Consider the following 26,669-nt stretch of genomic DNA (forward strand, 5'->3'; position numbering starts at 1 on the left):
GGGCGGGGGCCGTGGCGTCATGAGGTCGGTGCCTCCTCGAGTTCGCGGCGCGCGCGCAGCGCACGCACCTTGTGGCGGTTCCCGCAGCGCTCCATGGCGCACCATCGGCGGCGCCCCGGGCGGGAGGTGTCGACGAAGATCAGGTAGCAGTCATGGGCGCCGCATTCGCGGATCCGGTTTGCGAACGGGCCGGTGAACAGGTCGATGGCATCACGGGCGAGGGTGGAGACCGCCTGGCCGCCGGTGGCCGGCAGGGTCCACACACGCGCGCCGTCCGGGGCGAACCGCGGGACCAGCGGGGCGCCGGTGGCGGCGTCATTGACCGTCGCCAGGTCGTCCGGCCCGTCGGGGTGGCCCTGCGCACGGCCGCGGGCCAGCCGCCACAGCGCGTCGCGCAGCCGTCGCGCCCGGAGCAGTTCGTCCGCGGTGATCTGAACGCGGGAGGGATCGAGGCGCAGCCGGGACAGGGCGAGCCAGCCGGCCAGATTGCCGGGCTCGTGCAGGACCTCGTGGCGGGCCAGTGCACCGGGTCCCCCGGTGGTGAGGAATTCCAGGCACAGGGTTCCGGGGTCGAAGTGATAGCTGGTGCCCTCGGGTGGGTGGAGCACCAGTCCGGTTGCCGGCTCAGTCATGTAACCACTATAATTGGTTTCACGACGGCTGGGCTGGAGCGCTCCGGCCCGCTGATACCAGGAGGAACTCATGGCCGTGCACTGGAAACTCGTCATCGACTGTGCGGATCCGCTGCGGCTCGCCGGATTCTGGGCACAGGCGCTGGGCTATGAGGTCGAGGACAACAGCGTGCTCATCGACCGGCTGCTCGGTCTCGGGGCCATCGGGGACGGCGACTTCGTCCTGGCCGACGGCCGCCGGGCCTGGCCGACATTGGCGGCGGTACGGCACCCGGAGGACCCGGTGGACCCCGCCAGCGGAACCGGCCTGGGCCGGCGGCTGCTCTTGCAGGCCGTTCCGGAGCCCAAGCAGTGCAAGAACCGTCTGCACATCGACCTCCACGTCGGTGCGGAGGCCCGGGAGGCCGAGGTCAAGCGGCTGGAAGGGCTCGGCGCCACCGTCCTGCACGTGGTGGCCGAGCACGGCAGCAGCCACGTCACCATGGCCGACCCGGAGGGCAACGAGTTCGACGTCCAGTAGGACGGCGGAGAGGGCGCGCCCAGGAATCTTTGAGCAGGACTGCGGACCGGACTGGAGACCCCGTTGCCGCCGGTTCGTCAGCCGACGGCGATCACGGGGTGCTGCGCCGGGTCGATCCAGCGCATGACGCTCGTGAGGACCGCCTGGGGGAGGGCGACGCAGCCCGCGGTGGGGCCGGCCGCGGGCCCGAGCGCGTGCAGGAACATGCCGGCGCCCCGGCCCTTGACCGCGGGACGGTTGTTGAAGTCGATGACCAGGGCATTGCGGTACTGGACCGGGTAGTTGACCAGGCGTTCGCTGCCGTGATCGCCCTTCTCCGTGAGGGGGAAGCCGCCCTGCTCGGCCCGGCGCATCCGGTTGTAGTAGGCAGAGTCGGGGTCCTCCACCCACCAGTCCGCCGCGGTGACCTGGTGATACGGCATCTTCGTACCGGGGTTGGCGGCGACCCCGAAGCCCTGGCTGACGGTATAGGTGCCGGTCGGCGTCGTGTAGGTGCCCTGCTTGCGGGTGGCGCCGTCGGTGATGCCGTGCGAACCCACCCTGGCCGCCGTGGTCGTGTACCGCTTCACCCAGATGGCGCCCGTCTTCTGCCAGGCGATGACGGTCGCGTAGGTTCCCCGCGCCTGGACGCTGATCACCTGGCCGGCCGTGCCCACCATCACCGGCACCGGGAAGTGCGGTGCGGGAACGGGCGGCGGCGTCGCGCCCTGTGCCGGGCCCGACCCGAGCAGGATGCCGGCAACGGCCCAGGCGGTGACGGCGCCCGCCGCGGCGGTCCTCGCCGCGCGCGGCGAGCGGGCGTCGGCGTGCCGTCGGGAACGGGACCCGGGTGATACGAGACCGGTCCCGGTGGGATGCGTGCGGGCCATCGCATCACTGTAGGGCGGCACGGTCCCGGGCGCGCGCTCTACTTGGGGCCCACCGTTTTGGTACTCGGCCACCGACGCGCTGCGCGGGAGCCCCGCCCGCGCTCCCGGCCACGCGTGCGGACTCGCCGACCCCCGGTCGGACGACAACCCGAAAAGACCGAATGGGCAGAACGATTCTTGTCGATTCCGTAGAATAATCATGAAATTCTGCTCTACTCTCCATTTGGCCAGCAAGTAAGCAGCCCATCCAGACGCACTCGGATCTAAAAGTGCGGCCCGGAGGGCGCAATGGGGGAGTTCGATCATGGCTGAGCCGAGTCGATTTTTGACGTCGTCGAAGACGCTGTTGGTGCAGCCCTGGGTGGCTTTGCGGGATACGTCTTCGCTCAACGCTATTCGGCTAAAGACCCGCAGCTCATGGCCATTGTCGGGGCCACGCTGTCCATGATCGTCAACGATGTCGCCAAGAAGATCCTCGCCGAGGACAGGAAGATGATCACAGATATTCAGGCTCAGGAAAGGCTCATGGGCGAACTGAGAAGGAATATTGAATTCCAAAAGAGGATGAGCGAGTATCGCGCCGCCTTGGGTCAGTGATCCTTTCCGGGCGTAGGCCGTGAGGCCAAGATCGTGGCGACGGCCGGCGTGAGCCGGTTCGGGCTTCCGCAGGGTTATCACTTCACGGGGGAGTGAATTCATCCAGTCCGGTCACGCGCACTGCGGTGCCAGGGATGGCCGTCACGTCCGCCGTCAACCCCGCGCGTGGTTTCGCCGCAGGCCCGGTTCCGCCGGGCCTGCCGGCATGTCCGCCGTGCGGCGGCGAAGCGGCACCGCGCCGGGGCGGGGGACGGCTTAGGATGTGGCGTTCTGTAGATGGCCACGGCGGGTGGCGTACTCCGACGGATGTGGGAGGCGGATGTGGCAGACGGTTCCAGCGCTGAGCATCCGGATTCCGACGCCGGGCAGGCCCGGCTGCAGGCATTGCGCGAGGCGGGCCTGACGGCGTCCTCGGACGCGGACATGGAACGGTTCGCCCAATTGGTGGCGCGCAGCCTGCGCGTACCGATGTCGCTGGTGTCCCTGGTGGGGGAGGACCGTCAGGTCTTTCCCGGGATGGTCGGACTGGCCGAGCCGTGGGCCACCCGCCGTGAGACCCCGCTGACCCACTCGCTGTGCCAACACGTCATCGCCACCGGGCGTCCCCTGGTCCTGCCGGACGCCCGGCGTGACGCGCGGACGTGCGACAGCCTGGCCATCCCCGACCTCGGGGTCGTCGCCTATGCCGGAATGCCGCTGACCGACGGGAACGGACACGTCCTGGGGTCGCTGTGCGCGATCGACACCACGGTGCGGCAGTGGACCCCGCGCGAACTCCAGGACCTGGCCGACCTGGCGGCGGCCTGCTCGGCGGAACTGCGGCTGCGCATCGTCTCCCAGCACGCCGTCTACGCCCAGGGGCTCGCGGAGGACGCGCGACGGGAAGCGGAGTCGGCCCGAGCGGCGGCCGAACTGGCCCGGCGGGAGGCGGAGGAGGCGCGCGGCCTTGCGCAGGGACTGGCCCGGACGGCCCACCAGGCGCTCAAGAGCGCGGAGCTCCTGCTGCGTGCCGCGGAGGACCTGACGGGCACCACGAGCGTGGAGGATGTGCGGCGCCAGGTCGGAGAGCTGGTCAGCGGGGACCTCAAACCGACCTACGTGGGCCTGATCCTCCTGGAGGGCGACCAGTTGCGGCGCGTGCAGGACCCCGACGCGCCCCACGCGGTGGAGTCCGACTTCGAGGTGTTCGGCCTGGACGCCGATTTCCCCACTGCGCGGGCCCTGCGTGAGCGGCGGATGATCACCGTCCCGGACCGCGCCCACATGATGAGCCGTTACGGGCCCGACGCGGTCGACGGGTTCGACTCCCTCGGCCTGCAGTCCGCCGTCTGTCTGCCGCTGTCCGCCACCCGGGGCCCGGTTGGGGTCCTGATCCTGGGCTGGGGCGAACCGCACGCGGTCGACCTGCAGGAGAGCGCCGTCCTGACGTCGGTGGCCGGATACACCGCGCAGGCCGTGGAACGCGCGGTCTTCCTCGGCGAACGCATCAACGTCGCCCATCAGCTGCAGCGTGCCATGCTCACCGATCTCCCTGCCGTCGCGTACCTGGACTGCGCGGCCCTGTACCTGCCCGCGGCGATCGACGACATGGTCGGCGGCGACTGGTACGACAGCTTTCCGCTCCCCACGGCCCCCGGCCACGGCCCCGCGCTGGCGGTGACCGTCGGTGACATCACGGGACACGATGTCCACGCGGCCGCCATCATGGGACAGGTCCGCAGCATGCTGCGCCAGTCCGTCCTGGACCACCCCGCCCAGGGCCCCGCGGCAGCGCTGTCCGCCCTGGAGCAGGCCTGCGCGACGCTGTCGCTGCACGCCAGCGGCACCGTGGTGCACGCCCACCTCGAGCGGCAGGGTGACGCCTGGTCACTGACCTGGACCAACGCCGGCCACCCGCCACCGCTGCTGCTGCATCCGGACGGCCGCACCACCCTCCTGGACCAGCACGACATGATGCTCTACCCCGGCCTGGACCACGCCCCGCGTGCCGACCACCATCTCCTGCTGGAACCCGGTTCCACCCTCTTGCTCTACACCGACGGACTCGTCGAGCGCCGGGACCGCGGCATCACCGCCTCCCTCGAACGCACCGCCGAACTGCTGGCCGCCCACCGTGACCTGCCGCTGCCGCAGCTCCTCCAGCGGCTGGCCCGTGAAGTCGCGGGCCCCGACAACAGCGACGACATGGTGCTGCTCGCCCTGCGCACCGACGGAGGGGTCCCCAGGAGACGGTTCCGCCGGGCCCGAACCGCCCGCGCCGCCCCAGCATCCGCCCCGGAAGAGGGAGCGCAGTGATGAGCGCCGTGCACGACGATCCGGAGGAAGAGGCCTTCGGCGAGGCGTTCGCCGCCCACTACGACCACGGTGACGACGCGCATGTGATCGTGCTGCGGGGGATCCTCGACTGGCGGACCGAGGAGTTCCTGCGCGACGCCATCGAGCACGCCCGCCGCAGTCACCGCCGTCTGGTGGTTGATCTGTCGGGCGTCAGCTACGCCAACATCGACGTCCTCGCCCTGTTCCTCGCCGCACGCACCAGCCCGGGCCTCAGCTTCACCGCTCCCGTGCCGGAGCCCATCGCGAAGTTGCTGGACACCACGGGTACCACCGAGGTCTTCACCGTCCATGCCACCCTCGCCGACGCTCTCAGCCGTCCGCCGGGCGCTCCCCGGGCCTGACGGTGCGCTGAGGGGGCGGGTCAGCAGGTGCCGGCGAGCATGCCCCGGCGCAGCCGGGTCAGGACGGAGTTGAGCAGGCGGGAGACGTGCATCTGGGAGACACCGAGTTCCTGGCCGATCTGTGCCTGCGTCAACTCGTCGCCGAAGCGCATCTGCAGGATGTGGCGGTCGCGTTCACCCAGCCGGGCCATCAGAGGCTTGAGGGTCTGCAGGTTCTCGATGCCGGTCATGGCGGGGTCCAGATCGCCGATCCGGTCGGCGAGGCCGCCGCCCCTCTCGTCGTCCTCGGAGGTGGGGGTGTCCAGCGATCCGGCGGTGTAGCCGTTGCTGGCGACCAGTCCCTCGATGACCTCTTCGGAGGTCAGCTGCAGGTGGGCGGCCAGCTCGGCGGTGGTGGGGGAGCGGTCCAGGCGGGCGGACAGCTCATCGACGGCCTTGGCCAGCGACAGTCGCAGCTCCTGCAGGCGGCGCGGTACATGGACGGCCCAACTGGTGTCGCGGAAGAACCGCTTGATCTCACCGATGATGTACGGCACGGCGAAGGTGGGGAACTCTACCTCGCGCGACAGGTCGAAGCGGTCGATGGCCTTGATCAGTCCGATGGTGCCGACCTGGACGATGTCCTCGAAGGGCTCGGACCCCGGTTGCGGAAGCGCCGGGCGGCGAACTTCACCAGGGCCATGTTCAGCTCGATCAGGGTGTTGCGCGCGTACTGGTGGTCGCGCGTGCCCTCGTCGAGGGTCCGCAGCCGGTCGAAGAAGATCTTCGACAGTGCCCTCGCGTCGGCCGGAGCGACCGTGCCGGCATCCTCCACCCAGGGCAGCTCCCGCTCCGGCGCGATTCCAGTGAGCGCTCGGACCGTCGCCTTGGCTGCAGTGCCCATGAGGTGAATCTCCCAGTGCGGTTGGCATTCGCTCGGTCCGACGACCGTTCGTCTGCCCGCGATCCCCGACTCCATGCCCCTGTGACGTCCCCGGATATCCCGCTGATGCCCCGGCCCGCCCGGCACTTCCTGAACGGGACGGACTCAGCCGGCCGCGGTGCCGGCCGCCGGGCGCCACCACTGAGCGCGAACCGCCTTGCCGCCGGGGCGCTGTACGACCTCCACGGTGGTGGTGAGGGCGCGCACCACGGTCCATCCCAGGCCGCCGCCCCCGGACAGATCGGGGATGCGCGCGGTGGGCGGGGTGTGGCTGGAGTCGTCGACCCGTACGGTCAGGCGGTCGCGGCGTCCGTCCACACTGAGCTGCCACCAACCGGTGGTGTGCCGTACGGCGTTGGTCACCAGTTCGGAGACGACCAGGACCACCGCGTCGAGATCGGCCCATGGGCACACCCGGGCCACGAACAGGGCCGTCGCGTCACGGGCCTCAGCGGTGTCGCCCGTCTCCGAATCCATGAGGATCATGAATGTGTGACTCCTTCCGGCAGACGGAGTCCGGTCGCAGCCGCCGGCCTGCCGGCAGTCACAAGATGCCTTCCGTTGCCCTTCGCATCGTGCGGGAGAGCTCGTCCGGAAGCTGTCCGGAAACTGGATGAGCGTGTCCCGATAGCGCGCCTGCCCCACGATCCCGGGCGCACACCCCGCCGCGCGCCCCGCGCACCACCTCCCGGTGCGGCCCGGTACGTCAAACCCCCTGCCTCGCGGGGCGCTTCATGGCACGATGCTGTCTCTGCGATCACGCTCGCCGCGAGGGGGACCGGCATGGTGCAGGCGCCACCCCCTGGGCTGGGCGAGATCGACGCCCTGGTGCACGAATGCTGGTCGCGACCGCCCCGCGCACCGGATCGGGCGCTGCCGGTGATAGCCCTGCTGGGACGGCCCGGCAGCGGCAAGACGTTCGCGCTCGACCACTTCGAGGCCGTGACGCGCGGGGCCCCGGCCGCCCGGGTCGACTTCGCCGCCGCGGACGAACAGCGGCCGTACGAAGTCGCCGTGCATCTCGCGTTCCTGCTGGCGCGCCGGCACAGCGGCCTCAAGCCGCTGCGCTTCCCCCGGCTGCTGCTCGGGCTGCTCGCCGTACAGCCCGAGCTGTCGCTGATCGACCGGGAACAGGCCACCCGCGAACTGCGCAAGGCGCTTCGTCAGGCACGCAGCCGGGGCGTCTCGGTCGACGCGGGCGAGGTCAGCTCGATCATCGATTCGCTCGGCCTGTCCCCGATTCCCGGTACCGACCTCATCATCGGTGTGCTGCTGCGCGGATTCGAGTACATGCCGACCCGCACCTTCCTCAACCAGACGTACCACTGGTACGGAACGCTCGGACCGCCCACCGCGATGGACGAACTGGTCGAGCTGAACCTGCGCAGCCGCAGCACGACGGAGGAGCACCGCGAGGCCGTGGACCGGCGGCTGTGCGAGGCCTTCCTCGCCGATCTGCGCGCCGCGTACGGCCACGCCCGCCGCGACCACAACTGCCTGGTGCTGCTGGACAACATCGACCACAGCCACGGCACCCGCTTCCTCGACCTGCTGGTACGGCTGCGCGCCGAGCACGCCGTGTCGCACCCCGGCACCTACGATCCGCTGCTGATCGTGGCGACCAGCGCCACCACCCGCGCGGTCCCGGGCCCCGCCGACGGCCGGCCCTCGGACCCCCATATCCAGGTGGCCGACCGCGCCTCGTACGCCGACTGGCGGCCGCGCGCCGACGCCCCGCCCGCGGACTGGTGGTACCCGGTCCGGTTACGCGACCTGTACGAGGTCGAGGTGTCACTGGAGGCGGGGCGGCATCCCCTGCACGCCACGCAACTCGCCCGCGCCACCCCGCTGGTGCACCGGCTCACCTACGGCCACCCGTGGAGCGTCCAGCAGGTGCACACCGCCATCGGCGAGCTGCTCGCCGCGGGTGTCTCGGACCGCGATCTGTACGGTCTGCTGGACCCCCCGGTCCCGGGCGCGGACGGCGATCCGGCCCACAGGCCGCCGCTGGGCGCCGTGGTCCGCGATTACCTGCTCAGCGGACTGACCGCCGACCAGCGGGCCGCCGCGATACCGCTCGCCGCGGCCCGGACCCCGTCGGCCGCTGTCAACTCCGGTCTGCTCAATGACCTGTCCGAGCACGCCCGGGACACCGTCATGCTCGAACTGCGCAACGAGCTGTGGCTGTTCGCGCCGGTACCGGAGGACGCCAACACCCGCGGTGGCCGCGGCCCGTCCGGCTATCTCCTGCCGGCCGATGCCCCGGAGGAGCGGCCCGTCCTGCATCCATGGCTGCGGCTGCTGCTGCTCGAGGAGCTGGCCGGGTCGTCGGCCCGGGCCGACGACCCGGCCGCCTGGCAGCAGGCGCACCACGCGCTGCGCGCCTGGCACGAGCGCCACGGCCGCCCGCTGGACGCCCTCTACCACCGGCTGGCGCTGAACGAACTCGACGCGGTGGTAGAGCATTTCGCCCAGGGTTTCGGCGCCGCCGACGCGGCGCCGTGGCTGCGCGAGCTCTACCACGTCACCGCGGCCCCCATGCACCGTGTGCAGCTGACGGACGCCCAGCCGTCGCACAACGCGGGCCGGCTGGCCCGCGAGCACGCGCCGGCCGCGTACGCCGAGCCGGTCACCGGCCGGCCCCTGGCCGAACTGACCGCCGCGCTGTGGCTCGCGGGCGACCCCCGTAACCGGCTGCCACCGGGCCGTCCCGAACTCAACTACAAGATCAGCGCCATGTTCCGGCAGCTGGCGCTGGCGGCGGACGCCGACACCGACACGCTGCTGGACGAGGCCGCCCGGTTCACCGACTGAGGACCCGACCGCAGTTCTGATCCGCTCTGTTCCGTCTGAGGAGGAACGCGCTATGCCGACCCGGGGCCAATGGGTGACCGGCAGCCGCCTGTGGATACGGTGGCCGTGGAACGTGGTGCTGGCCGTTCTGGTGCTCGCGCTCGCCGGCTCCACCGTCACCTGGGTGCTGTGGCCGAAGGACACCTCATGCGCTGCCGCCGTGCGGCAGGTGGGGGCCGACGGGCAGTGCGTCGGCGTGACGGACGGCTCGTACCACTTCTCCGACAACCTGGCGGCGGTCTCCGACCTGATCCGTACGCAGAACGAGGCGGTCGACAAGGACGGCCGGTCCTTCGTGAGCATCGTCTACCTCATGCCGATGATCCCCGGCCCCAAGGACACCACCACCCCCGACTCCGTACGGCACGAGGTCCAGGGCGCCTATTCCGCCCTGTACGAGGCCGACAACAAACTCGGCGGCGGCGATGTCCCCCGTATCCGGCTGCTGCTGGCCAACTGCGGCGGTACCGATGAGCAGCGGGACGCCGCGCTGGAGGAGATCCGCGGCCGGATCGGCCCGGACCATATCGTCGCTGTGGCCGGACTGGGCACCAGTACCGACGAGACCGCGAGGATGATAGGGAAGGTGACGGGTGACCCGGAGTCCGGCGGACTGCAGCTGGCCGCGGTCGGCTCCGTCATCACCGCGGACACCCTCGCCAAGATCCACGGGCTGGTCCGCACCGCCCCGACCAACGCCGACGAGGCGGCGGCCGCCGCCTCGTTCCTCAAGCAGCCGCCGTACGCCGGGTTGAAGGTCCTGATGGTCCAGGACGCCCGCGCCGACGACCAGTACAGCCGCACTCTCGGCGCGGCGTTCCTGGCGGTCCTCCCGTCCGAACGGCTGGCCGGACAGGTCGAGCAGTACGACTCCTCGCAGGACGGCGTCGCCACCGCGTTCGCGACCCGGATGGCGAATCTGTGCGCGGTGAAACCGGATGTCATCTACTTCGCCGGCCGCGGTGTGGACCTGCCCAGCTTCCTGGCCCCGCTCAAGAACCGGCCCTGCCCCGACCGCAAACTCATCGTGCTGTCCGGCGACGACGCCTCGCAGGTTGCCCAGGCCGCCGGCTTCGACGAGATAAAGGAGACCCTGCGGAGCGGCACCGTCCGGCTGCTGTACACCGGCCTCGCCCACCCCGAGGCCTGGGCCAGGCGTCCCGCCGCGTTCCCGGCCCCGGTCACCGGTGCCTCCGGCACCCTCGGCAGAAAGGGCTACTTCCAGGCGACGTTCCCGCTGGAGTCGCTCGACGACGGTCAGGCGATCATGGGCTATGACGCCGTCACCACAGCTGTCGTGGGAGCCCGTCTGGACTCCAGGACATCCAACGGCCGGGTGACCGGCTCCCGGATGATCCAGATCTGGCAGTCGCTGCACCGGGTCGACGCGGTGCATGGCGCCAGCGGGTACATCTCCTTCGGCAATGACGGCTCTCCCCAGGACAAGGCCGTCCCCGTCATCGAGATCGGCGCCGACGGATTGGTCCACACGCTCGCTGTCTCCTCTCGAACGGGCACTCCGTTCGTCCCGAAGCAGGACTGAGCCCGGCGCGGCGGAGCGGCGGCCGTCGGAAGGACGGCCGCCGCTCCCGGTCATGCGGTCAGAACGGGTACAGCGCGCTTGCCGGCACGATGCGCTGTGCCTCGTCGGGGGCATACCAGAGCAGTTTCATGGCCGCTTCACCGGTGCGTTCGGTGAAGTCGACGCGGATGGAGTACTTCTTTCCGGCCTGCAAAGCCACCGTGCCGGTGTCGACGGCGGCGTCATGCGGAGTGGTGTTGCTGATGAGCTGCTTGCCGTCGATCCAGACCTGCACCGTGTCGTCGGAGACGGTGAGGAAGGTGTACGCCTGGCTGTACCGGGGCTGGATCGATCCGGTCCACCGGGCGGAGAAGTTGTCGGTCGGAACGGCCGGGTCGGGCGAGCCGAGGTAGCGCCATACGAAGTTCAGCGTCTTGTCGGTGCGGGTCACCTTCGGGCTTCCGCTGAACGAGGCGTTGTCCCAGTACTGCGCGGTCAGTCCGGTGCCGTTACCGGTCGCCGGCCGCGGCGGGGCGTAGGTCAGCTCGATGACGGTGGCAACCGCGTTCGTCGCCGATCCGGACGGCGTGATGTCGTAGCCGTCGCCCGCCGCCTTCCAGGTGACCTGCTGACCGCTGCCGAGTACCCGTGCCCCGGTGATGGCCAGGGCCGCGGTGGCGGTCAGGTGCAGCGGTTTACCGGCGCCCGGCCAGGAGTAGACCGATGCCTCGAGCTTGTTGCCCGGTGCGGCGGCCACCGCTCCCCATGAGGGCGTGGCCACGTTCCTGGCCGCGCTCGCGCCGTGGACCGCGGCGCCCTGCCCGTTGCCGGCGAGCCAGGATCCCATCGAACGCAGCCGGTCGGCCGCCGCCGCGGGCACCGCACCGGTCTTGTCGGGACCGATGTTGAGGAGGTAATTGCCGCTGCGGGAGGCGATGTTGATGACGTTGCGGGTCAGCGTGGTCGCGGACTTCCAGTTGGTGTCGTAACTGGCGTAACCCCAGTGGTCGTTGAGGGTCATGCAGGATTCCCAGAGCTGTCCGCCGACCGGGGCCGAGGGGATCTCCTGTTCCGGGGTGCCATAGTCGCCGTCGGCGATCCGGCGCTTGTCGACCCGGTTGTTGATCACTAGATTGGGGTCGAGGCCGTGCAGATAGGTCTGCAGCGCCTCGCCGTCGGCGCTCGACCACGGGTTGGCCGGGTTGTCGGTCGCCCACTCGCCGTCGAACCACAGGACCGCCGGGTGGTAGTTGTCGACCAGCTCCTTGAGCTGGGCGTACATGTCTTTCTTGTACTGCGTGAAGTCGGCGGTGAAGTTCGGGTTGTGCCAGTCCCAGATCGAGTAGTAGAGGCCGAACTTGATCCCCTGGGAGTCGGCGGCGGCCTTCATCTCGGCCAGCATGTCGCGGCTCTTGCTGAACGACGAATGGTCCCGCAGATTCCAGGTGTTGACCTTCGTCGGCCACATCGCATAGCCCTCGTGGTGCTTGGCCGTCTGCACGATGTAGCGCTGGCCCGAGTCCTTGGCCAGCTTCACGATCGCGTTCGCGTCGAAGGCCGCGGGGTTGAACCGGGCGGCGATGTTCTCGTACTCCGGCTTCGGGATGGCGCAGTTGCGCTCGATCCATTCGGCGTCCCGGCACACCGTCCCGTCGGGGCGGGTGTACGACCCCTGCAACTGGGAGTAGGCGCCGTAGTGGATGAACATGCCGAACCGGTCGTCGCGCCACCACTGGGTGCGCGCGCTGGTGAAGGGATCGTCGTAGGCGTAGTTCGTGCCGGGACCGGCGACGGCCGGTGCGGCGGCCCGAGTTGTGGACGCGGCGGCCGACGCGGCGGTGGCCGGACCGCCGGCCAGGCTCAGGGCCGCGACCAGCGCGACCACGAAGGCGAGTACCAGGTGGAGCGTGCGTGCTGAGCGGATCATGGGCATCTCCGTTGATGCGTGGATACAGGGTTCATCCGAATAACGGGAGCGGGAACTTTCATCCGATGTCTAGTGGGCGTCAGCGATGCCCGTCAAGAGAAGTTGCCGGAAAAACGCCAATCCCCGGCGATTTTCAGGACCCTTGCTCCGCGCGATATGGGAAGTCATCCAATCTTTCCAGCGGAATCGCCACCTCCGAGTGCGCGGACTGTGGTTGCGGCCCCCGACAGTTGTGGCGCACGGCTACCAGGTGCGGCCCGCCCGGAGAAGGTGGTCGCGGACCAGGGCGACGTGCGGGAGTTCGCCGGCGCCGGGGCGCTGGGCGAGGTACCCGGTGTTGATCGGGGGTTCGCCGGGTTCCAGGAGCGCGACGATGGCGCCCGAGGCGAGTTCGCCGAGGCACAGATAGCGCGGGAGGACGCTGAAACCGGCGCCGGCGACGACCGCGGCGAGGACGCCGCGAAGGTCGGGGATGGTGATGGCGGCCTGTCCGGTCAGCCGGGTGCCGAAGACGTGGCGCCAGTAGCGGCGGGCGATGGGCAGGTCGTCGGCGTAGCTGATCAGCGGAGCGTCGCGCAGTGCGGACGGTCCCTCGGCGGCGACGCGGCCGGGACCGATCCGCTCGGCCCAGGCGGGTGCCGCGACGAGGACGAACTCCTCGTCCATGAGAGGGACCGCGGTGACGCTGCGTCCGCGGGGCCGGGTGGTGGAGACGACCAGGTCGTAGCGGCCCGCGCGGAGTCCCTCGAGCAGGTCGTCGGTGAGGCCGGTGGTGATCCGCAGCCGGACGCCCCGGTCGGCCAGCGGAGCCAGGGCCGGCAGCGCGAGGACACACAGCAGCTCGGCGGGACCGGCCAGGTGCACCGGCTCGGCGGGTATCCGCCGGTCGAAGTGGTCACGGCCGCCGGCGACCGCGGCAAGGGCGTCCAGCGGGCCCGCGACGTCGGCCGCCAGTTGGTCGGCGACCGCGGTGGAGGCGACTCCGCGGGGGAGGCGTTCGAAGAGCTGACGCCCCAGTCGCTCCTCCAGGGCGCGCACCTGGGTGGTCACGGTCGGCTGGGACAGGCCGAGCAGCTTCGCGCCGGCGGTGAAGGAGCCGGCGCGGTGCACGGCCAGGAAGGTCCGCAGCAAGGTGAGGTCCACGGGTCCCGTCCCCGGGCCCGGCGGCTCCGATCCATTGGGATTTCTATCGGTCATGGTGGTGATTCTATTGGATTTCGATGGATCGACGGCCTACGTTCGACGTCAACAGCGGGCTGACCTTCCGCGTGCGGAACGTCAGCCCGTCGCCCCCCGTGGAGAGATGTGACATGGCAAAGATCCTGTTCGTGATGACCGGTGCCGACCACTGGACGCTGGCCGACGGCACCCGGCACCCCACCGGATTCTGGGGCGAGGAAGCCGTGGCTCCCTACCGCGCCTTCACCGCGGCAGGTCACGAGGTCGTGGTCGCCACACCCGGCGCGGTGGTCCCCACGGTCGACCGGGCAAGCCTGGCTCCAGAGGTGAACGGCGGTCAGGAGGCCGCCGACGCGATCGCCGCCGAGCTGGCCGCGATCCCCGCCCTGCGGCAGCCGGTCGCGCTCGAGAAGGTCGAACTCGCCGACTACGCGGCGGTCTTCTACCCGGGCGGGCACGGCCCCATGGAGGACCTGGCCGTCAACACCGACTCCGGCCGCCTGCTGACCGCAGCCCTGGACTCCGGCAAGCCGCTCGGTGTGGTCTGCCACGGCCCGGCCGCCCTGCTCGCGGCCGCACGCCCCGACGGCACCTCGCCGTTCGCCGGCTACCGGCTGACCGCTTTCACCAACGCCGAGGAGACCCAGGCGGGCTTCGCGGACAAGGCCGAGTGGCTGCTCCAGGACCGGCTCGTCGCGCTCGGCGCGGACTTCCAGGAGGGCGAACCGTGGGCGCCGTACGTGGTCGTCGACCGGAACCTGATCACCGGGCAGAACCCGGCCTCGTCCGCACCCCTCGCCGCCGAACTGCTCAAGGCCCTGAGCTGACCGCACCAGGGTCAACGACCGGCTGACCGCGGTGCTGGACGCACCGGCCACGACGTCGCCGTCCACGACGCCTGCGGCCCGCTGAACGGGCCGCACGGGCGCGGCGCCGGTGGCTACTGGTCCAGCCCTTCCGGCAGTTCGCCGGTGTGCACCACGCCCAGCGAACGGGTGGCACGGGTCAGGGCGACATAGAGATCGCTGGCGCCGCGGGCCGAGCCGGAGACGATGAGCGCGGGCTCGACGACGATCACCGCGTCGAACTCCAGCCCCTTGGCCTGCCGGGCGTCGAGCAGGACCAGCGGCTGCGTCAGATCGGGCTCCTCGCCCGCCGTCACGCCGGGCAGCTTCCCGGCCAGCGCTTCGTGGAGCGCACGCGGCGCGATCACCGCGAGGCGGCCGTCGTCCGGGGTCTCTCCGGACACGGCCTCCGCGACCGTGCGGACCAGGTCGTCCGTGGCGCGAATCCAGGGGCGCACCCCCGTGGAGCGTACGGAGCGCGGCGGCTCGTACGACGGGTCGGCGGCGCGGGCCACGCCGGCCGCCATTTCCATGATCTCGGCCGGAGTGCGGTAGTTGACGCCCAGGCGCACATGGCTCCAGCGGTCCCCGACGTACGGGTCGAGGATCTGCTGCCAGGAGGCGCAGCCCGCCGGGTCGCCGGTCTGGGCGGGGTCGCCGACCAGGGTCAGCGAGCGCGTCGGGCAGCGGCGCATCAGCAGCCGCCAGGCCATCGCGGACAGCTCCTGCGCCTCGTCCACGATGATGTGGCCGAAGGCCCAGGTGCGGTCGGCGGCGGCGCGTTCCGCGGCGCTGCGGTGGTCGGTCTCCTCGTGGCGTTCGGCAAAGCGTTCGGCGTCGATGAGGTCGTGGGCGGACAGGATCTCCGATTCCTCGCCCTCGAACTCGAAGGTGCGCGAGCCGTAGGACAGTTCCAGCACCCCCTGGGCGTAAGCCACTTGCTCGCCCCGTTCCCGCGCGGCCGCGGCGCGCGCGGCGCGCTTGTCCTCGCCGAGCAGCTCGGCGGCCTCGTCGAGGAGCGGAATGTCGCTCGCCGTCCATGCGCCGCCGGTACGGCGGATCAGTGCGGCGTCGGTGTCGGGCAGCTGGACGGGGTCGGCGAGGAAGTCGCTGATCAGCTGCTGCGGGGTGAGGTACGGCCAGAACGTGTCGATGGCGGCGTGCACCTCGGGGTTGGCGTCCAGTTCGTTGCCCAGCTGCTCGACCTCGTCCGGGTCGAGGAGGTTCTCGCCGTCGTACGGGTCGGTGCCGAGCCGTTCGGCGAGCTGGGCGGTGAGCGCGTCGAGGACGAAGCGGCCGAAGTGGGCGCGGGCCAAGTTGTGCGGCAACCGGGTCTCGCGCGCGCAGTGCCGGGCGTCCTCGGCGGCGGCGCGCTCCAGCAGCAGCGTCTCGCGCTCGTGCCGGATGACGAGGAACGGGTCGGGGACGGTCTGCCGGTCCCGCAGGACCCGCGTGAGGACATCGGCCATGCCGGCCCGGCCCTTGACGGCGGCGGCCCCGGCACGGTCGGTGCCCGTGGCCCGCACACCGGGGAAGAGTTCGTCCACGGTGGACAGCAGCACACCGGTCTCGCCCAGTGAGGGCAGCACCTCGCCGATGTATCCGAGGAAGGCCGGGTTGGGCCCGATGATCAGTACGGCCCGGCGGGCGAGCTGCTCGCGGTGGGCGTAGAGCAGATAGGCCGCCCGGTGCAGTGCGACGGCGGTCTTGCCGGTTCCGGGCCCGCCTTCGACGACGAGGACGCCCCGGTGCGGAGCGCGGATGATCTCGTCCTGCTCGGCCTGGATCGTCTGCACGATGTCGGCCATGCGCCCGGTGCGGGCGGCGCCGAGGGCGGCGAGGAGCACCGCGTCGCCGCGCGGGTCCTCGTATCCGGTACGGACCGCGTCGGCGAGGTCCAGGACCTCGTCATGGAGCGCGGTGACGGTGCGCCCGGAAGTGGTGAGGTGGCGACGGCGGCGCAGGCCCATCGGGGAATGCCCGGTGGCGAGATAGAAGGGACGTGCGACGGGGGCCCGCCAGTCGACGATGAGCGGGGTGTGCGCATCGTCGTCCTGCCGGATTCCGATACGCCCGATGTGGTGGCTCATTCCATCGGCGAAGTCGATCCGTCCGAAGCAGAGTCCGGATTCCACGGAATTGAGCGCGGAGAGCAGTCCGGTCCGCTCGGTGACCGTCACATCGCGCTCGACGCGGGCCTGGAGGCCCTTGCCGACCTGGGCAAAGGAGGCCAGGACTGTGGCCTCGGCCTGCTCGCGGAGCGTGTCGAGGCGCTCGTAGAGCCGTGAGACGAATTGCTGTTCATTCTGCAATTCCTCGGTTGACAATTCAGCTCCTGACGCGGTACAGTGTCCACATAAGACTTCTCTGCGCTGTTTTCTGCGCGAAGACATGAAGCACCTAATATACGCAGTGGAATACCCAGGACGTCAATGCGTCCGGGGTATTTTTTTGTGCTGGGCCGGTATCCGGATCACCGGGAGTGGTCGGCGTCCCTGCCGGTCGCGGCCGGACCGACCAGTTCCTTCAGGACGTCGGCCATCGTGACGAGGCCGATGCCGCGGCCCGTCTCGTCGACCACCGAAGCCAGATGGGCCCGGCCGGCGCGCATGGCGGTGAGGACGTCGTCGAGGGGAGTGGCGGCGCGGACCGTGGTGATGCGCCGCAGGGCCTCGCCGGGGAAGGACCGGTCCCGCGGCTGGGTGAACAGGGCGTCCTTGACGTGCAGATAGCCCAGCAGCCGGCCGTCGGCGCCGGCCACCGGAAAGCGGGAGAAGCCGGATTGCGCGGACAGCCGCTCCAGGCCCTCGGGCGTGATGCCCAGCGGGGCGCGGACGACGCGGTCGGTGTGCAGAACGATCTCTCCGACGGGCCGGCGGCCGAGTTCCAGGGCGTCCTGCAGGCGTTCGGCGGCCCGCGAGTCCAGGAGTCCGGCCTGGCCGGCGTCGGTCACCATCCGGGACAGCTGGTCGTCGGAGAACACCGCCGCGACCTCGTCCCTGGTCTCGACGCGCAGCAGTCTCAGGAGGGTGTTCGCGAAGGCGTTGATCGTGAAGATGACCGGGCGCAGGGCCCGGGTGACGGCGACCAGCGGCGGGCCGAGCGCCAGCGCGCTGCGCGCGGGCGCGGCGAGGGCGATGTTCTTGGGGACCATCTCGCCGATGAGCATATGGAGATAGGTGGCGACCGTCAGGGCGATCACGAACGCGATCGGGTGGATGAGCGCCCCGGGCACGCTGACCGCGTGGAAGACCGGTTCGAGCAGCTGCGCGAAGGCCGGTTCCGCGACGATGCCCAGGACCAGGGTGCAGACGGTGATGCCGAGCTGGGCCGCGGCGAGCAGCGGCGACAGGTGTTCCAGGCCCCAGATGACGCTGAGGGCACGGCGGTCGCCGCTGGCGGCGCGCGTCTCGATCTGGCTGCGGCGTACGGAGATCATCGCGAACTCGGCGCCGACGAAGAAGGCGTTGACGACGAGGGACAGGGCGCCGATGAGGAGCTGCAGGGCGGTCATCGGGAGGTCTCCCCGTCCGGTGCGGACCGGTCGCCGGCGGCGGGCGGCGAGATCAGCCGGACACGGGCGGCGCGGCGCCCGGTCGCCTCGGTGACCTCGAGTCGCCAGCCGTCCAGTTCTACGGTGTCGCCGAGGGCCGGGATCCGGCCGAGGCGCTGGGCGACGAGGCCGGCGAGGGTCTCGTACGGTCCGTCGGGGGCGTGCAGGCCGATCTCCTCCAGCTGGTCCTCGGTGCGGGTCGCGCCGTCGGCGTCGTAGATCCGGCGGCCGTCCGCGTCCTCCCCGACGAGGGTCAGGTCGGACAGCTCGTGCGGGTCGTGCTCGTCGCGGACCTCGCCGACGACCTCCTCGACGATGTCCTCCAGGGTGACGACGCCGGCCGTACCGCCGTACTCGTCGATGACGACGGCCATGGACTGCTTGCCGCCCAGCCGGTCCAGCAGCCGGTCGACGGTCAGCGACTCGGGCACCAGCACGGGTTGGCGCAGCAGCGACGTGACCGGGAAGTGGGGGCGGCGCTCGGCGGGGACGGCCAGCACGTCCTTGATGTGCGCGGTGCCGATGACGGAGTCGAGGGTGCCGCGGTAGACCGGGAAACGGGACAGTCCGGTGGCGCGGGTGGCGTCGGCGACGTCCTCGGCGGTGGCGCGCGAGTCGAGCGCGGTGACCTGGACACGGGGCGTCATCACGTTCTCGGCGGTGAGATCCGCCAGGTTCAGGGTGCGGACGAACAGCTCCGCGGTGTCCGCCTCCAGGGTGCCGGCCTTGGCGGAGTGCCGGGCCATGGCCACCAGTTCCTGCGGGCCGCGCGCGGAGGCCAGCTCCTCGGCGGGCTCCAGGCCCATGCCGCGCAGGATCCGGTTGGCGGTGTTGTTCAGGTGCCGGATCAACGGGCCGAACGCGGCGGTGAAGGCCCGCTGCGGGGCGGCGACGGCCTTGGCGACCGGTAGTGGCCGGGAGATCGCCCAGTTCTTGGGGACGAGTTCGCCGACGACCATCAGCAGCACGGTCGATAGCGCCGTGCCCAGGATCAGCGCGGCGGAGGTGGACGCGGACTCCGGCAGCCCGGCGGCTTCCATCGGCCCGGTGAGCAGCTTGGTGATCGACCCCTTGGAGAGCATGCCGATGACCAGGCCGGTGACGGTGATGCCCAGCTGTGCGCCGGACAGCTGGAGGGTCAGGGTGCGGACCGCCTCCAGGGCGGCGGACGCGCCGCGCTCGCCGGCCTGCTCCGCGCGTTCCAGCTCGCCGCGTTCGATGGTGGTGAGCGAGAACTCGGCCGCTACGAAGACACCGCAGGCGAGGGTGAGCAGCAGAGCGACCACCAGGAGGAGCACTTCGGTCATCGGGTCACCTCCGTCCCATGATCGGACAGCGGCGGACGGTTCGCACGGCACCGGCTACGGGGAGGGTCGTCCATGGAGGGACGTTCACGCCTTTCCTCGAGGGGCTGCCTTGGGGGCGGTCATACGGGTTGTCATGCCGGCTGTCCCGGGGGACGCGGATCATGCTCATAGTAAAGGAAAGGCAAAGCGGCGGCGTGGCGCGGGGGCACGGGCGCAGCGCCCGCTCCTGGATCGCCGCCGCGCGCGGGCTACCGGAAGGCGTTGTGCGAACGCGTACGGTGATTGTCCCAGGTCACTGTTTCACCCCGTTTCCGATCATGTCCGAAGGGCCGAATCCGGGGCTCGGGGGAGGGTGCCGAGGGATAGGGTGGAGGCTTCCCGCGACCCGCCCCGGAGGTGCCTGCCCGGTGTCCGACAGCTTTGTCCACCTGCACAATCACACCCAGTTCTCGCTTCTCGACGGCGCGCAGAAACTGCCCATCCTCTTCAAGAAGATCGAGGAGGAGGGTATGCCGGCGGTGGCCATGTCGGACCACGGCAACATGTTCGGCGCGTACGAGTTCTTCCAGGTGGCGAAGAAGGGCCCGGTCAAGCCGATCATCGGCATCGAGGCCTATGTGGCGCCGTCCTCCCGGCGCAACCGGAAGCCGGAGTTCTGGGGTCCCGGCGGGCAGCGGGCCGTCTCGGACGACGGTGAGGGCAGCAAGGACGTCAGCGGCGGCGGCCGCTTCACCCATATGACGATGTGGGCCGAGCACGCGCAGGGTCTGCGGAACCTCTTCCGCCTCTCCTCGCTCGCGAGCTTCGAGGGCTTCTACGGAAAGCCCCGGATGGACCGGGAACTGATCGCCCAGCACGCCTCGGGAATCATCGCGACGACCGGCTGCCCGTCGGGCGAGATCCAGACCCGCATCCGGCTCGGCCAGTTCGACGAGGCCCTCAAGGCCGCCTCCGACTTCCAGGACATGTTCGGCAAGGAGAACTATTTCCTGGAGCTGATGGACCACGGCCTGGATCTGGAGCGGAACGTCCGCGAGGACCTGCTCAGGATCGCCGAACAGCTGAAGATCCCGCTGCTGGCGACCAACGACTCGCACTACGTGCACGAGAGCGAGGCCGACTCGCACGACACCCTGCTGTGCGTCGGCGTCGGCAAGAACAAGGACGACCCGGCCCGGTTCCGGTTCAACGGGACCGGCTACTACATCAAGACCGCGGCCGAGATGCGCGAGCTGTTCTCGGAACTGCCCGACGCGTGCGACAACACGCTGCTGATCGCCGAGCGCATCCAGCCGTACGACGAGGTCTTCGCCGAAGTCAACCAGATGCCGCAGTTCGACGTGCCCAAGGGCGAGACCCAGGAATCGTGGCTGCGCAAAGAGGTCATGAACGGTCTGGTGATGCGCTACGGCGACCCCATCCCCGATGCCGTCATGGAGCGGTTCGAGACCGAGATGAAGATCATCGGTCCGATGGGGTTCTCCAGCTACTTCCTCGTCGTCGCCGACATCTGCAAGCACGCGCGTGACAACGACGTGCCCGTCGGCCCCGGCCGTGGCTCGGCGACCGGCTCGATCGTCGCCTACGCCACTCGCATCACCGAGCTGTGCCCCCTGGAGCACGGCCTGCTGTTCGAGCGGTTCCTGAACCCCGAGCGGATCAACCCGCCCGACGTCGACCTCGACTTCGACGACCGCCAGCGCGACCGGATGGTGCGCTACGTCACCGAGAAGTACGGGGAGGAGTACACCGCCCAGGTCAACACCTTCGGCACCATCAAGGCCAAGGCCGCGGTCAAGGACTCCTCCCGGGTCCTGGGCTACCCCTTCGCGATGGGCGACCGCATCACCAAGGCCATGCCGGCCGACGTGATGGGCAAGGGCGTTCCGCTCACCGGCATGTTCGACCCCTCGCACCCCCGCTACGGCGAGGCGGGCGAGATCCGGCAGATGTACGAGAACGAGCCGGACGTCAAGCGGGTCATCGACACCGCGAAGGGCATCGAGGGCCTGGTACGCGGCACCGGTGTGCACGCGGCCGCGGTGATCCTTTCGAAGACGCCCCTGCTGGACCTGATCCCGATGCACCGCCGGGACAAGGACGGCGTGATCATCACGGGCTTCGACTACCCCAGTTGCGAAAACATGGGGCTGGTCAAGATGGACTTCCTGGGTCTGCGGAACCTGGGCATCATCCATCACGCCCTGAAGATCGTGAAAGAGAACCGGGGCGTCGACCTCAAGACCGAGACCATCCCGCTGGACGACACCACCACCTACGAACTGCTGGCGCGCGGCGACACCCTGGGCGTCTTCCAGCTCGACGGCGGCAACATGCGCGCGCTCCTGAAGCTGATGGAGCCCACCCGGTTCGAGGACATCGCCGCCGTCCTCGCCCTGTACCGGCCCGGCCCGATGGCCGCGAACGCGCACACCAACTACGCGCACCGCAAGAACGCCCGCCAGGAGATCGAGCCGATCCATCCCGAGCTGCGCGAAGCGCTCGAACCGATCCTGGGGACCACCTTCCACCTGCTCGTCTACCAAGAGCAGATCATGGCCATCGCCCGGGAACTGGCCGGCTACAGCCTCGGCGGCGCCGACCTGCTGCGCCGCGCCATGGGCAAGAAGAAGCCGGAAGTGCTGGCGGCCGAGTGGGAGAAGTTCCACGGCGGTATGCACGACAACGGCTACAGCGAAGAGTCGATCAAGGCGCTGTGGGACGTCATGCTCCCGTTCTCCGGCTACGCCTTCAACAAGTCGCACACCGCCGGCTACGGCCTCGTCTCGTACTGGACCGCCTACCTCAAGGCGAACTACCCCGCCGAGTACATGGCGGCGCTGCTCACCTCGGTGGACGACGACAAGGACAAGGCCGCCATCTATCTGGCCGACGCCCGCAAGATGGGCGTCAACGTACTGCCGCCGGACGTGAACGAGTCCACCGCCGACTTCACCGCCGTCGGCGACGATGTGCGGTTCGGCCTGAAGTCCGTCCGCAACGTCGGCACGAACGTCATCGAGTCGCTGGTCGCCTCGCGCAAGTCCAAGGGGAAGTACAGCGCCTTCAGCGACTTCCTCGACAAGGCGGAGATCAACGCGCTCAACAAGCGGGCCGTGGAATCCCTGATCAAGGCCGGTGCGTTCGACTCCCTCGGGCACACCCGCAAGGGGCTGTCCGCGGTCCACGAGGACGCCATCGACGCGATCATCCCGGTCAAGAAGGCCGAGGCGTACGGGCAGGACGACCTCTTCGGCGCGCTCGACAGCGGCGATGACGGCGGCTCGGGCTTCGGCCTGGACTTCAAGATCGGCGAGGACGAATGGCCGCGCAAGCAACTGCTGTCGACCGAGCGGGAGATGCTGGGCCTGTATGTCTCCGCGCACCCGCTGGACGGTGCGGAGCACATCCTCGCCCGTAACCGCGACACCTCCATCGCCGATCTGCTCGGCTCGGGGCAGACTCAGGGCGTGGTGAAACTCGCCGGGCTCATCACCACCGTCGAGCGGCGGATGACGAAGCAGGGCAACGCCTGGGCGATCGTCCAGCTCGCCGACCGTGACGCCACGATGGAGATCTGCTTCTTCCCCGCCTCCTACCAGCTGGTGCAGCACGCGCTGATCCCGGACACGGTGGTGGCGGTGACCGGACGGATCAACGACCGGGACGGCGCGATCAACATCGCCGGCCAGGAACTGATGGAGCTGGACATCTCCTCCGCCGAGTACGGCGGCAAGCCCCCCGTCCAGTTGTTCATGCGCGCCCACAAGCTCAACCAGCCGGCCATCACCGAACTCAAGCGCATCCTGCGCGCCCATCCGGGCGAAAGCCCCGTCCGCATGCGCGTCCGCGGCCCGGAGAAGACCACCGTCTTCGAGCTGGGATTCCTGGTGAACCACGAGACCATCGCCTCCGACATCAAGGGCTCCTTCGGCGCGGAGACCTGGCTGGGCGTGGCGTGAGCGACCAGTGGTTTCCGTCCGGCCACGGCCGGGCGGAAACCACTGGTCGCGGGCAGCGGCGGCGCGGGACCAAGCCGCTCCGGCAAGGGGACATCCCGCTGGGGTCGCACTTGCCGCCACTAGCGGATCGGCGCTAGCTTGTAGGTATGGCCAAGACCCAGTTGAACGTGCGGGTGGACGAGTCGACCGCCGAGACGGCCCGGGACCTGGCTTCGCGCCGGGGCATCAGCGTCAACCGCTACATCGAGGAGCTCGTCCAGCAGGACGCGGGGGAAAGCGGCCGTACCTTCGTCGAGGCCGCCGCCGACTTCATGAAGAGCTATGAAGCGGTGTTCGCCGAGGAGTTCGGCACGGAGCGCGAAGGCAGCCGTTGAGCCTGCGTATCGACCTGGCTTGGCTGCTCATGGTCGCCGAGCACAACACTCCCGGCGACCCGCAGGTCACCGACTGGGGCGCGCTGCTCGCGGCGGTGAGCCGGCACCAGGCGGAGATCTTCGGCACCCCCGTCTACCCCGACCCCCACGACCGAGCCGCCGCGCTGCTGCAGATACTCGTCCATGTCCCCGCGCTGGAGCGGTCCAACGCCATGTTCGCCTCGGCGGTCGCCTACGCGTACCTCGTCGCCAGCGGCCTCAAGGTCACCACATCGCCGGAGCGGGTCCGCGACCTGGCCCGGCTGGTCAAGGACGGCTCCGCGGGCGTCGGCAGGATCGCGGAGGAACTGCGCGGCTGGAGCGGATAGCCGCGCGGGAGCCGGAGAGGCATCAGGCCGGGCGGCGCGCCGTCGCGAGCACATGCGGCGCGCTGGGCACCGGGAACCGTCCCGGCGGAATCCGCAGCGGGCGCTGTTCCACGATCTCGAAACCCGCCGCGCGCACCGCGGCCAGGGTGTCACGCCCGGTGTGGCAGCCGCCGGCCAGCAGCGGCCACGCGGTGTGGTCCGCCATCCATTGCACGGCCACGAGCCCGCGCCCCTCGGCCCGGCAGTGCTCCAGCAGCCGCAGCTGGCCGCCCGGCCGCAGCACCCGGAACAGCTCCGCCAACGCGCGCCGCTGGTCCCGGACCGAACACAGCACCAGGCACGCCACCGCGCCGTCGAACGCCTCGCTCTTGACCGGCAGCGCCTCGGCCACCCCCGGTGCCACATCCACCGGCACTTCCGCCCGCAGCGCCTCATCGGCGGCCCTCATGCGCAGATGACGCTCGGGCTCGATCGCCACGACTTCCGAGACCGTGCCGGGAAAGTGCCGGAAGTTCAGCCCGCTCCCCGCCCCGATCTCGATCACCCGCCCGGACAGGCCGGCCACCAGCTCAGCGCGGTAGCGGGCCAGCCCCAGACGTTCGTCGGCCAGCGGCGCGAGGCGCGCGTACCAGCGCGCGAAGTGCGGGTGGTGTACGGGATCGCGGGCAATACGGCTGCGCGCGGCCATGGCAGGCCCCTTCGCTTCGACGACCGTTCCCTCTCCCTCGATTGTGCGCCCTAGTTGTATTGCCCCGGGAGGTTGTGGACGGGTGATGGAGGTCTCGGCTGAGGTGTCTTGAACGAGTGAGGGCCTTCCGGGTTCGGTGTGGATTGCGACATCTCCACCGAACGACAGAAGGCCCTCATGCCCCACCGTAATGCACCCCTGACCGAGACCGGACGCCTGCGCCTGGCCCGCTGCGTAGTCGATGACGGCTGGCCGCTGCGGCGGGCCGCCGAGCGCTTCCAGGTCTCACCCACCACAGCCCAGCGCTGGGCCGGCCGCTACCGCGAGCTGGGCGAGGCGGGCATGACCGACCGGTCCTCGCGTCCGCATCACAGCCCCCGCCGCACTCCGACCCGCACCGAGCGGCGGATCATCAAGGTCCGTGTCCTGCGGCGGTGGGGACCCGCCCGCATCGCCTACCTCCTGGGCCTGAACCCCGCGACCGTCCACCGGGTCCTGACCCGCTACCGCCTCGCCCGTCTGGCCCACCTGGACCGTGCCACCGGCCGCGTCATACGCCGCTACGAACGCGAGAAGCCCGGCGAACTGGTCCACGTCGACATCAAGAAGCTCGGCAACATCCCCGACGGCGGCGGACACAAAGTGCTCGGACGCCAGGCAGGCCGCAAGAACCGCTCCGCCGGCTACAGCTACATACACAATGCCGTCGATGACCACTCCCGACTCGCCTACAGCGAGATCCTGGCCGACGAGAAGAAGGAGACCGCCGTCGGGTTCTGGCAGCGGGCCCACGCGTTCTTCACCCAGGCCGGGATCACCATCGAACGCGTCCTCACCGACAACGGCTCCTGCTACAAATCCCACCTCTGGCGCAACTCCCTTGCCGAACAAGGGGTTTCACACAAGCGAACCCGCCCCTACCGGCCCCAGACCAACGGGAAAGTCGAGCGGTTCAACCGCACCCTCCTCGACGAATGGGCCTACGCACAGCCCTACCGGACCGAGACCGAGCGACGCGACGCATACCCCGTCTGGCTCCACACCTACAATCACCACCGCGGACACACCGCACTCAAGGGCCAACCACCCGCCAGCCGCGTCCCCAACCTCACGGGTCAGTACACCTAGTGACGTCCCTCGGTCTGGGTGAAGGCGTCGGCGTCCCACACACCGCCGAGCTGTGGCGCCAGCCAGCCCGGCGCGGCGGCGCGGAAGTCGTCCGGCGTCAGCCCGCCCGCACCGGCCGGGACCACGCCGAGCAGCGGCACACCTGTCACCTCCGGGAGGTCGGCGAGATTGCAGCGTGCCGCGAGGTCCGGATCGGCCGGCCAGCTGCCGACGATCACTCCGGCGCACCGCAGCTCGCGCGCGGCCAGCGCCTCCGTCGTCAGCGCCGCCGCGTTGAGCGTGCCCAGACCAGCCGGCACCACCACCAGAACGGCCGCGCCGAGCAGTTTCACCGCGTCGGCCAGCGTCGCGCCGCCGTCGTCGAACCGCACCAGCAGTCCGCCCGCGCCCTCGATCAGCACCACGTCGTGCACGGCGGACAGCTTCGCGGCCGCCTCGGCGATCTCGGCCGGACGCACCGGGTGCAGTCCCGCACGCCGGGCCGCGGTCGCGGGTGCCAGCGGCTCCGGGTAGCGGGCGAGTTCGACCGCGGTGACCTCCCCGGCCAGCCGCGCCACCTCGGCGGCGTCGCCCGGTTCACCCTCCGCCAGACCCGTCTGGGCGGGTTTGAGTACGGCGACGCTCAGGCCCTGCGCCAGCGCCGCCGCGGCGACCGCCGCGGTCACCACGGTCTTCCCGATCTCCGTACCCGTCCCCGTGACCGCCAGTACCGCCATATGTTCGCTTCCTCCTCGTGTGGGTGCCC

Annotated in this window: 21 protein-coding genes and 1 pseudogene; 11 read left to right on the forward strand and 11 right to left on the reverse strand. The window is 70.3% G+C overall.

The window, feature by feature from the left end; translation table 11 throughout:
- Window positions 1-17: 17 nt before the first annotated feature.
- Window positions 18-632 carry a CGNR zinc finger domain-containing protein gene (locus QMK24_RS21775; RefSeq protein ID WP_283468231.1) on the reverse strand — a complete coding sequence of 205 codons (615 nt, stop codon included), beginning with the start codon at window positions 630-632 and terminating at the stop codon, window positions 18-20.
- Window positions 633-702: 70 nt separating this feature from the next.
- Here QMK24_RS21775 and QMK24_RS21780 point away from each other — a divergent pair, with 70 nt between their 5' ends.
- Complete coding sequence (locus QMK24_RS21780) at window positions 703-1,152, forward strand: VOC family protein (RefSeq protein ID WP_283468232.1); 450 nt, start codon at window positions 703-705, stop codon at window positions 1,150-1,152.
- A 77-nt stretch (window positions 1,153-1,229) separates the two neighbouring features.
- Here QMK24_RS21780 and QMK24_RS21785 read toward each other — a convergent pair whose 3' ends face one another.
- A complete protein-coding gene (locus QMK24_RS21785) occupies window positions 1,230-2,021 on the reverse strand; it encodes a L,D-transpeptidase family protein (RefSeq protein ID WP_283468233.1) in 792 nt (263 codons plus the stop codon).
- A gap of 417 nt (window positions 2,022-2,438) precedes the next feature.
- Between QMK24_RS21785 and QMK24_RS21790 the strand changes: the two genes are divergently transcribed.
- The 3 genes from QMK24_RS21790 to QMK24_RS21800 all read left to right on the forward strand — a co-directional run bounded on the left by QMK24_RS21790 (window position 2,439) and on the right by QMK24_RS21800 (window position 5,296).
- Entirely contained in the window at window positions 2,439-2,618 is a 180-nt protein-coding gene (locus tag QMK24_RS21790) for a hypothetical protein (RefSeq protein ID WP_283468235.1), read from the forward strand.
- A gap of 321 nt (window positions 2,619-2,939) precedes the next feature.
- On the forward strand, window positions 2,940-4,913 hold the full coding sequence (locus QMK24_RS21795) for a GAF domain-containing SpoIIE family protein phosphatase (RefSeq protein ID WP_283468238.1): 1,974 nt from the start codon (window positions 2,940-2,942) through the stop codon (window positions 4,911-4,913).
- Entirely contained in the window at window positions 4,913-5,296 is a 384-nt protein-coding gene (locus QMK24_RS21800) for an STAS domain-containing protein (protein ID WP_283468240.1), read from the forward strand. The genes QMK24_RS21795 and QMK24_RS21800 overlap by 1 nt, the downstream gene beginning before the upstream one ends.
- A gap of 20 nt (window positions 5,297-5,316) precedes the next feature.
- Here the strand turns inward: QMK24_RS21800 and QMK24_RS21805 are convergent.
- Both QMK24_RS21805 and QMK24_RS21810 read right to left on the reverse strand, forming a co-directional pair.
- Window positions 5,317-6,179 (reverse strand): annotated as a pseudogene (locus QMK24_RS21805) (RNA polymerase sigma factor SigF).
- Window positions 6,180-6,323: 144 nt separating this feature from the next.
- A complete protein-coding gene (locus tag QMK24_RS21810) occupies window positions 6,324-6,704 on the reverse strand; it encodes an ATP-binding protein (protein ID WP_283468241.1) in 381 nt (126 codons plus the stop codon).
- Between the two features lie 297 nt (window positions 6,705-7,001).
- Between QMK24_RS21810 and QMK24_RS21815 the strand changes: the two genes are divergently transcribed.
- Together QMK24_RS21815 and QMK24_RS21820 are read left to right on the forward strand one after the other, a co-directional pair.
- Complete coding sequence (locus QMK24_RS21815) at window positions 7,002-9,032, forward strand: hypothetical protein (protein WP_283468242.1); 2,031 nt, start codon at window positions 7,002-7,004, stop codon at window positions 9,030-9,032.
- A 52-nt stretch (window positions 9,033-9,084) separates the two neighbouring features.
- Window positions 9,085-10,614 carry an ABC transporter substrate-binding protein gene (locus QMK24_RS21820; protein ID WP_283468243.1) on the forward strand — a complete coding sequence of 510 codons (1,530 nt, stop codon included), beginning with the start codon at window positions 9,085-9,087 and terminating at the stop codon, window positions 10,612-10,614.
- A 58-nt stretch (window positions 10,615-10,672) separates the two neighbouring features.
- On the opposite strand, the gene QMK24_RS21825 is transcribed toward QMK24_RS21820, so the two are convergent.
- A complete protein-coding gene (locus tag QMK24_RS21825; protein ID WP_283468244.1) occupies window positions 10,673-12,520 on the reverse strand; it encodes an alpha-L-fucosidase in 1,848 nt (615 codons plus the stop codon).
- Between the two features lie 243 nt (window positions 12,521-12,763).
- Window positions 12,764-13,717: a LysR family transcriptional regulator gene (locus QMK24_RS21830; protein WP_283468245.1), complete on the reverse strand. Its 954-nt coding sequence runs from the start codon at window positions 13,715-13,717 to the stop codon at window positions 12,764-12,766.
- A gap of 113 nt (window positions 13,718-13,830) precedes the next feature.
- Here QMK24_RS21830 and QMK24_RS21835 point away from each other — a divergent pair, with 113 nt between their 5' ends.
- Entirely contained in the window at window positions 13,831-14,526 is a 696-nt protein-coding gene (locus tag QMK24_RS21835) for a type 1 glutamine amidotransferase domain-containing protein (RefSeq protein WP_283468246.1), read from the forward strand.
- Window positions 14,527-14,639: 113 nt separating this feature from the next.
- Here QMK24_RS21835 and QMK24_RS21840 read toward each other — a convergent pair whose 3' ends face one another.
- The 3 genes from QMK24_RS21840 to QMK24_RS21850 form a co-directional block, all read right to left on the reverse strand.
- Window positions 14,640-16,856 carry a HelD family protein gene (locus tag QMK24_RS21840; RefSeq protein ID WP_283468282.1) on the reverse strand — a complete coding sequence of 739 codons (2,217 nt, stop codon included), beginning with the start codon at window positions 16,854-16,856 and terminating at the stop codon, window positions 14,640-14,642.
- 161 nt (window positions 16,857-17,017) lie between these two features.
- Window positions 17,018-18,058, reverse strand: a complete 1,041-nt coding sequence (locus QMK24_RS21845) for a hemolysin family protein (protein WP_283468247.1) — start codon at window positions 18,056-18,058, stop codon at window positions 17,018-17,020.
- Window positions 18,055-19,404: a hemolysin family protein gene (locus QMK24_RS21850; RefSeq protein ID WP_283468248.1), complete on the reverse strand. Its 1,350-nt coding sequence runs from the start codon at window positions 19,402-19,404 to the stop codon at window positions 18,055-18,057. The genes QMK24_RS21845 and QMK24_RS21850 overlap by 4 nt, the downstream gene beginning before the upstream one ends.
- Window positions 19,405-19,811: 407 nt before the next feature.
- On the opposite strand from QMK24_RS21850, the gene dnaE reads away from it, so the two are divergent.
- From dnaE to QMK24_RS21865, 3 genes are all read left to right on the forward strand, one after another.
- A complete protein-coding gene (gene dnaE, locus QMK24_RS21855) occupies window positions 19,812-23,366 on the forward strand; it encodes a DNA polymerase III subunit alpha (RefSeq protein ID WP_283468249.1) in 3,555 nt (1,184 codons plus the stop codon).
- Between the two features lie 146 nt (window positions 23,367-23,512).
- Window positions 23,513-23,740: a DUF6364 family protein gene (locus tag QMK24_RS21860; RefSeq protein ID WP_283468250.1), complete on the forward strand. Its 228-nt coding sequence runs from the start codon at window positions 23,513-23,515 to the stop codon at window positions 23,738-23,740.
- The gene (locus QMK24_RS21865) at window positions 23,737-24,108 is read left to right on the forward strand and encodes a fic family toxin-antitoxin system, toxin component (protein WP_283468251.1); all 372 of its coding nucleotides are present in this window, start codon (window positions 23,737-23,739) and stop codon (window positions 24,106-24,108) included. Before QMK24_RS21860 ends, QMK24_RS21865 begins: the two co-directional genes overlap by 4 nt.
- Window positions 24,109-24,130: 22 nt before the next feature.
- On the opposite strand, the gene QMK24_RS21870 is transcribed toward QMK24_RS21865, so the two are convergent.
- Window positions 24,131-24,796 (reverse strand): class I SAM-dependent methyltransferase, encoded by a 666-nt coding sequence (locus QMK24_RS21870; RefSeq protein ID WP_283468252.1) that lies wholly within the window; start codon window positions 24,794-24,796, stop codon window positions 24,131-24,133.
- Between the two features lie 177 nt (window positions 24,797-24,973).
- Between QMK24_RS21870 and QMK24_RS21875 the strand changes: the two genes are divergently transcribed.
- Window positions 24,974-25,924, forward strand: coding sequence for an IS481 family transposase (locus tag QMK24_RS21875; RefSeq protein ID WP_283468253.1), 951 nt, complete (start codon window positions 24,974-24,976; stop codon window positions 25,922-25,924).
- On the opposite strand, the gene bioD is transcribed toward QMK24_RS21875, so the two are convergent.
- A complete protein-coding gene (bioD, locus tag QMK24_RS21880) occupies window positions 25,921-26,640 on the reverse strand; it encodes a dethiobiotin synthase (RefSeq protein WP_283468254.1) in 720 nt (239 codons plus the stop codon). The two genes, QMK24_RS21875 and bioD, sit on opposite strands and share 4 nt — an antisense overlap.
- Window positions 26,641-26,669 lie beyond the last annotated feature (29 nt).

Source organism: Streptomyces sp. PH10-H1, from assembly GCF_030063355.1.
Lineage (GTDB): Bacteria > Actinomycetota > Actinomycetes > Streptomycetales > Streptomycetaceae > Actinacidiphila.

Bases quoted from the DNA above. Each gene is read 5' to 3' on its own strand.
- QMK24_RS21775 (WP_283468231.1), bottom strand. From the start codon at position 632: ATGACTGAGCCGGCAACCGGACTGGTGCTCCACCCACCCGAGGGCACC.
- QMK24_RS21780 (WP_283468232.1), top strand. From the start codon at position 703: ATGGCCGTGCACTGGAAACTCGTCATCGACTGTGCGGATCCGCTGCGG.
- QMK24_RS21785 (WP_283468233.1), bottom strand. From the start codon at position 2,021: ATGGCCCGCACGCATCCCACCGGGACCGGTCTCGTATCACCCGGGTCC.
- QMK24_RS21790 (WP_283468235.1), top strand. From the start codon at position 2,439: ATGGCCATTGTCGGGGCCACGCTGTCCATGATCGTCAACGATGTCGCC.
- QMK24_RS21800 (WP_283468240.1), top strand. From the start codon at position 4,913: ATGAGCGCCGTGCACGACGATCCGGAGGAAGAGGCCTTCGGCGAGGCG.
- QMK24_RS21810 (WP_283468241.1), bottom strand. From the start codon at position 6,704: ATGATCCTCATGGATTCGGAGACGGGCGACACCGCTGAGGCCCGTGAC.
- QMK24_RS21815 (WP_283468242.1), top strand. From the start codon at position 7,002: ATGGTGCAGGCGCCACCCCCTGGGCTGGGCGAGATCGACGCCCTGGTG.
- QMK24_RS21820 (WP_283468243.1), top strand. From the start codon at position 9,085: ATGCCGACCCGGGGCCAATGGGTGACCGGCAGCCGCCTGTGGATACGG.
- QMK24_RS21825 (WP_283468244.1), bottom strand. From the start codon at position 12,520: ATGATCCGCTCAGCACGCACGCTCCACCTGGTACTCGCCTTCGTGGTC.
- QMK24_RS21830 (WP_283468245.1), bottom strand. From the start codon at position 13,717: ATGACCGATAGAAATCCCAATGGATCGGAGCCGCCGGGCCCGGGGACG.
- QMK24_RS21835 (WP_283468246.1), top strand. From the start codon at position 13,831: ATGGCAAAGATCCTGTTCGTGATGACCGGTGCCGACCACTGGACGCTG.
- QMK24_RS21845 (WP_283468247.1), bottom strand. From the start codon at position 18,058: ATGACCGCCCTGCAGCTCCTCATCGGCGCCCTGTCCCTCGTCGTCAAC.
- QMK24_RS21850 (WP_283468248.1), bottom strand. From the start codon at position 19,404: ATGACCGAAGTGCTCCTCCTGGTGGTCGCTCTGCTGCTCACCCTCGCC.
- QMK24_RS21860 (WP_283468250.1), top strand. From the start codon at position 23,513: ATGGCCAAGACCCAGTTGAACGTGCGGGTGGACGAGTCGACCGCCGAG.
- QMK24_RS21870 (WP_283468252.1), bottom strand. From the start codon at position 24,796: ATGGCCGCGCGCAGCCGTATTGCCCGCGATCCCGTACACCACCCGCAC.
- QMK24_RS21875 (WP_283468253.1), top strand. From the start codon at position 24,974: ATGCCCCACCGTAATGCACCCCTGACCGAGACCGGACGCCTGCGCCTG.
- bioD (WP_283468254.1), bottom strand. From the start codon at position 26,640: ATGGCGGTACTGGCGGTCACGGGGACGGGTACGGAGATCGGGAAGACC.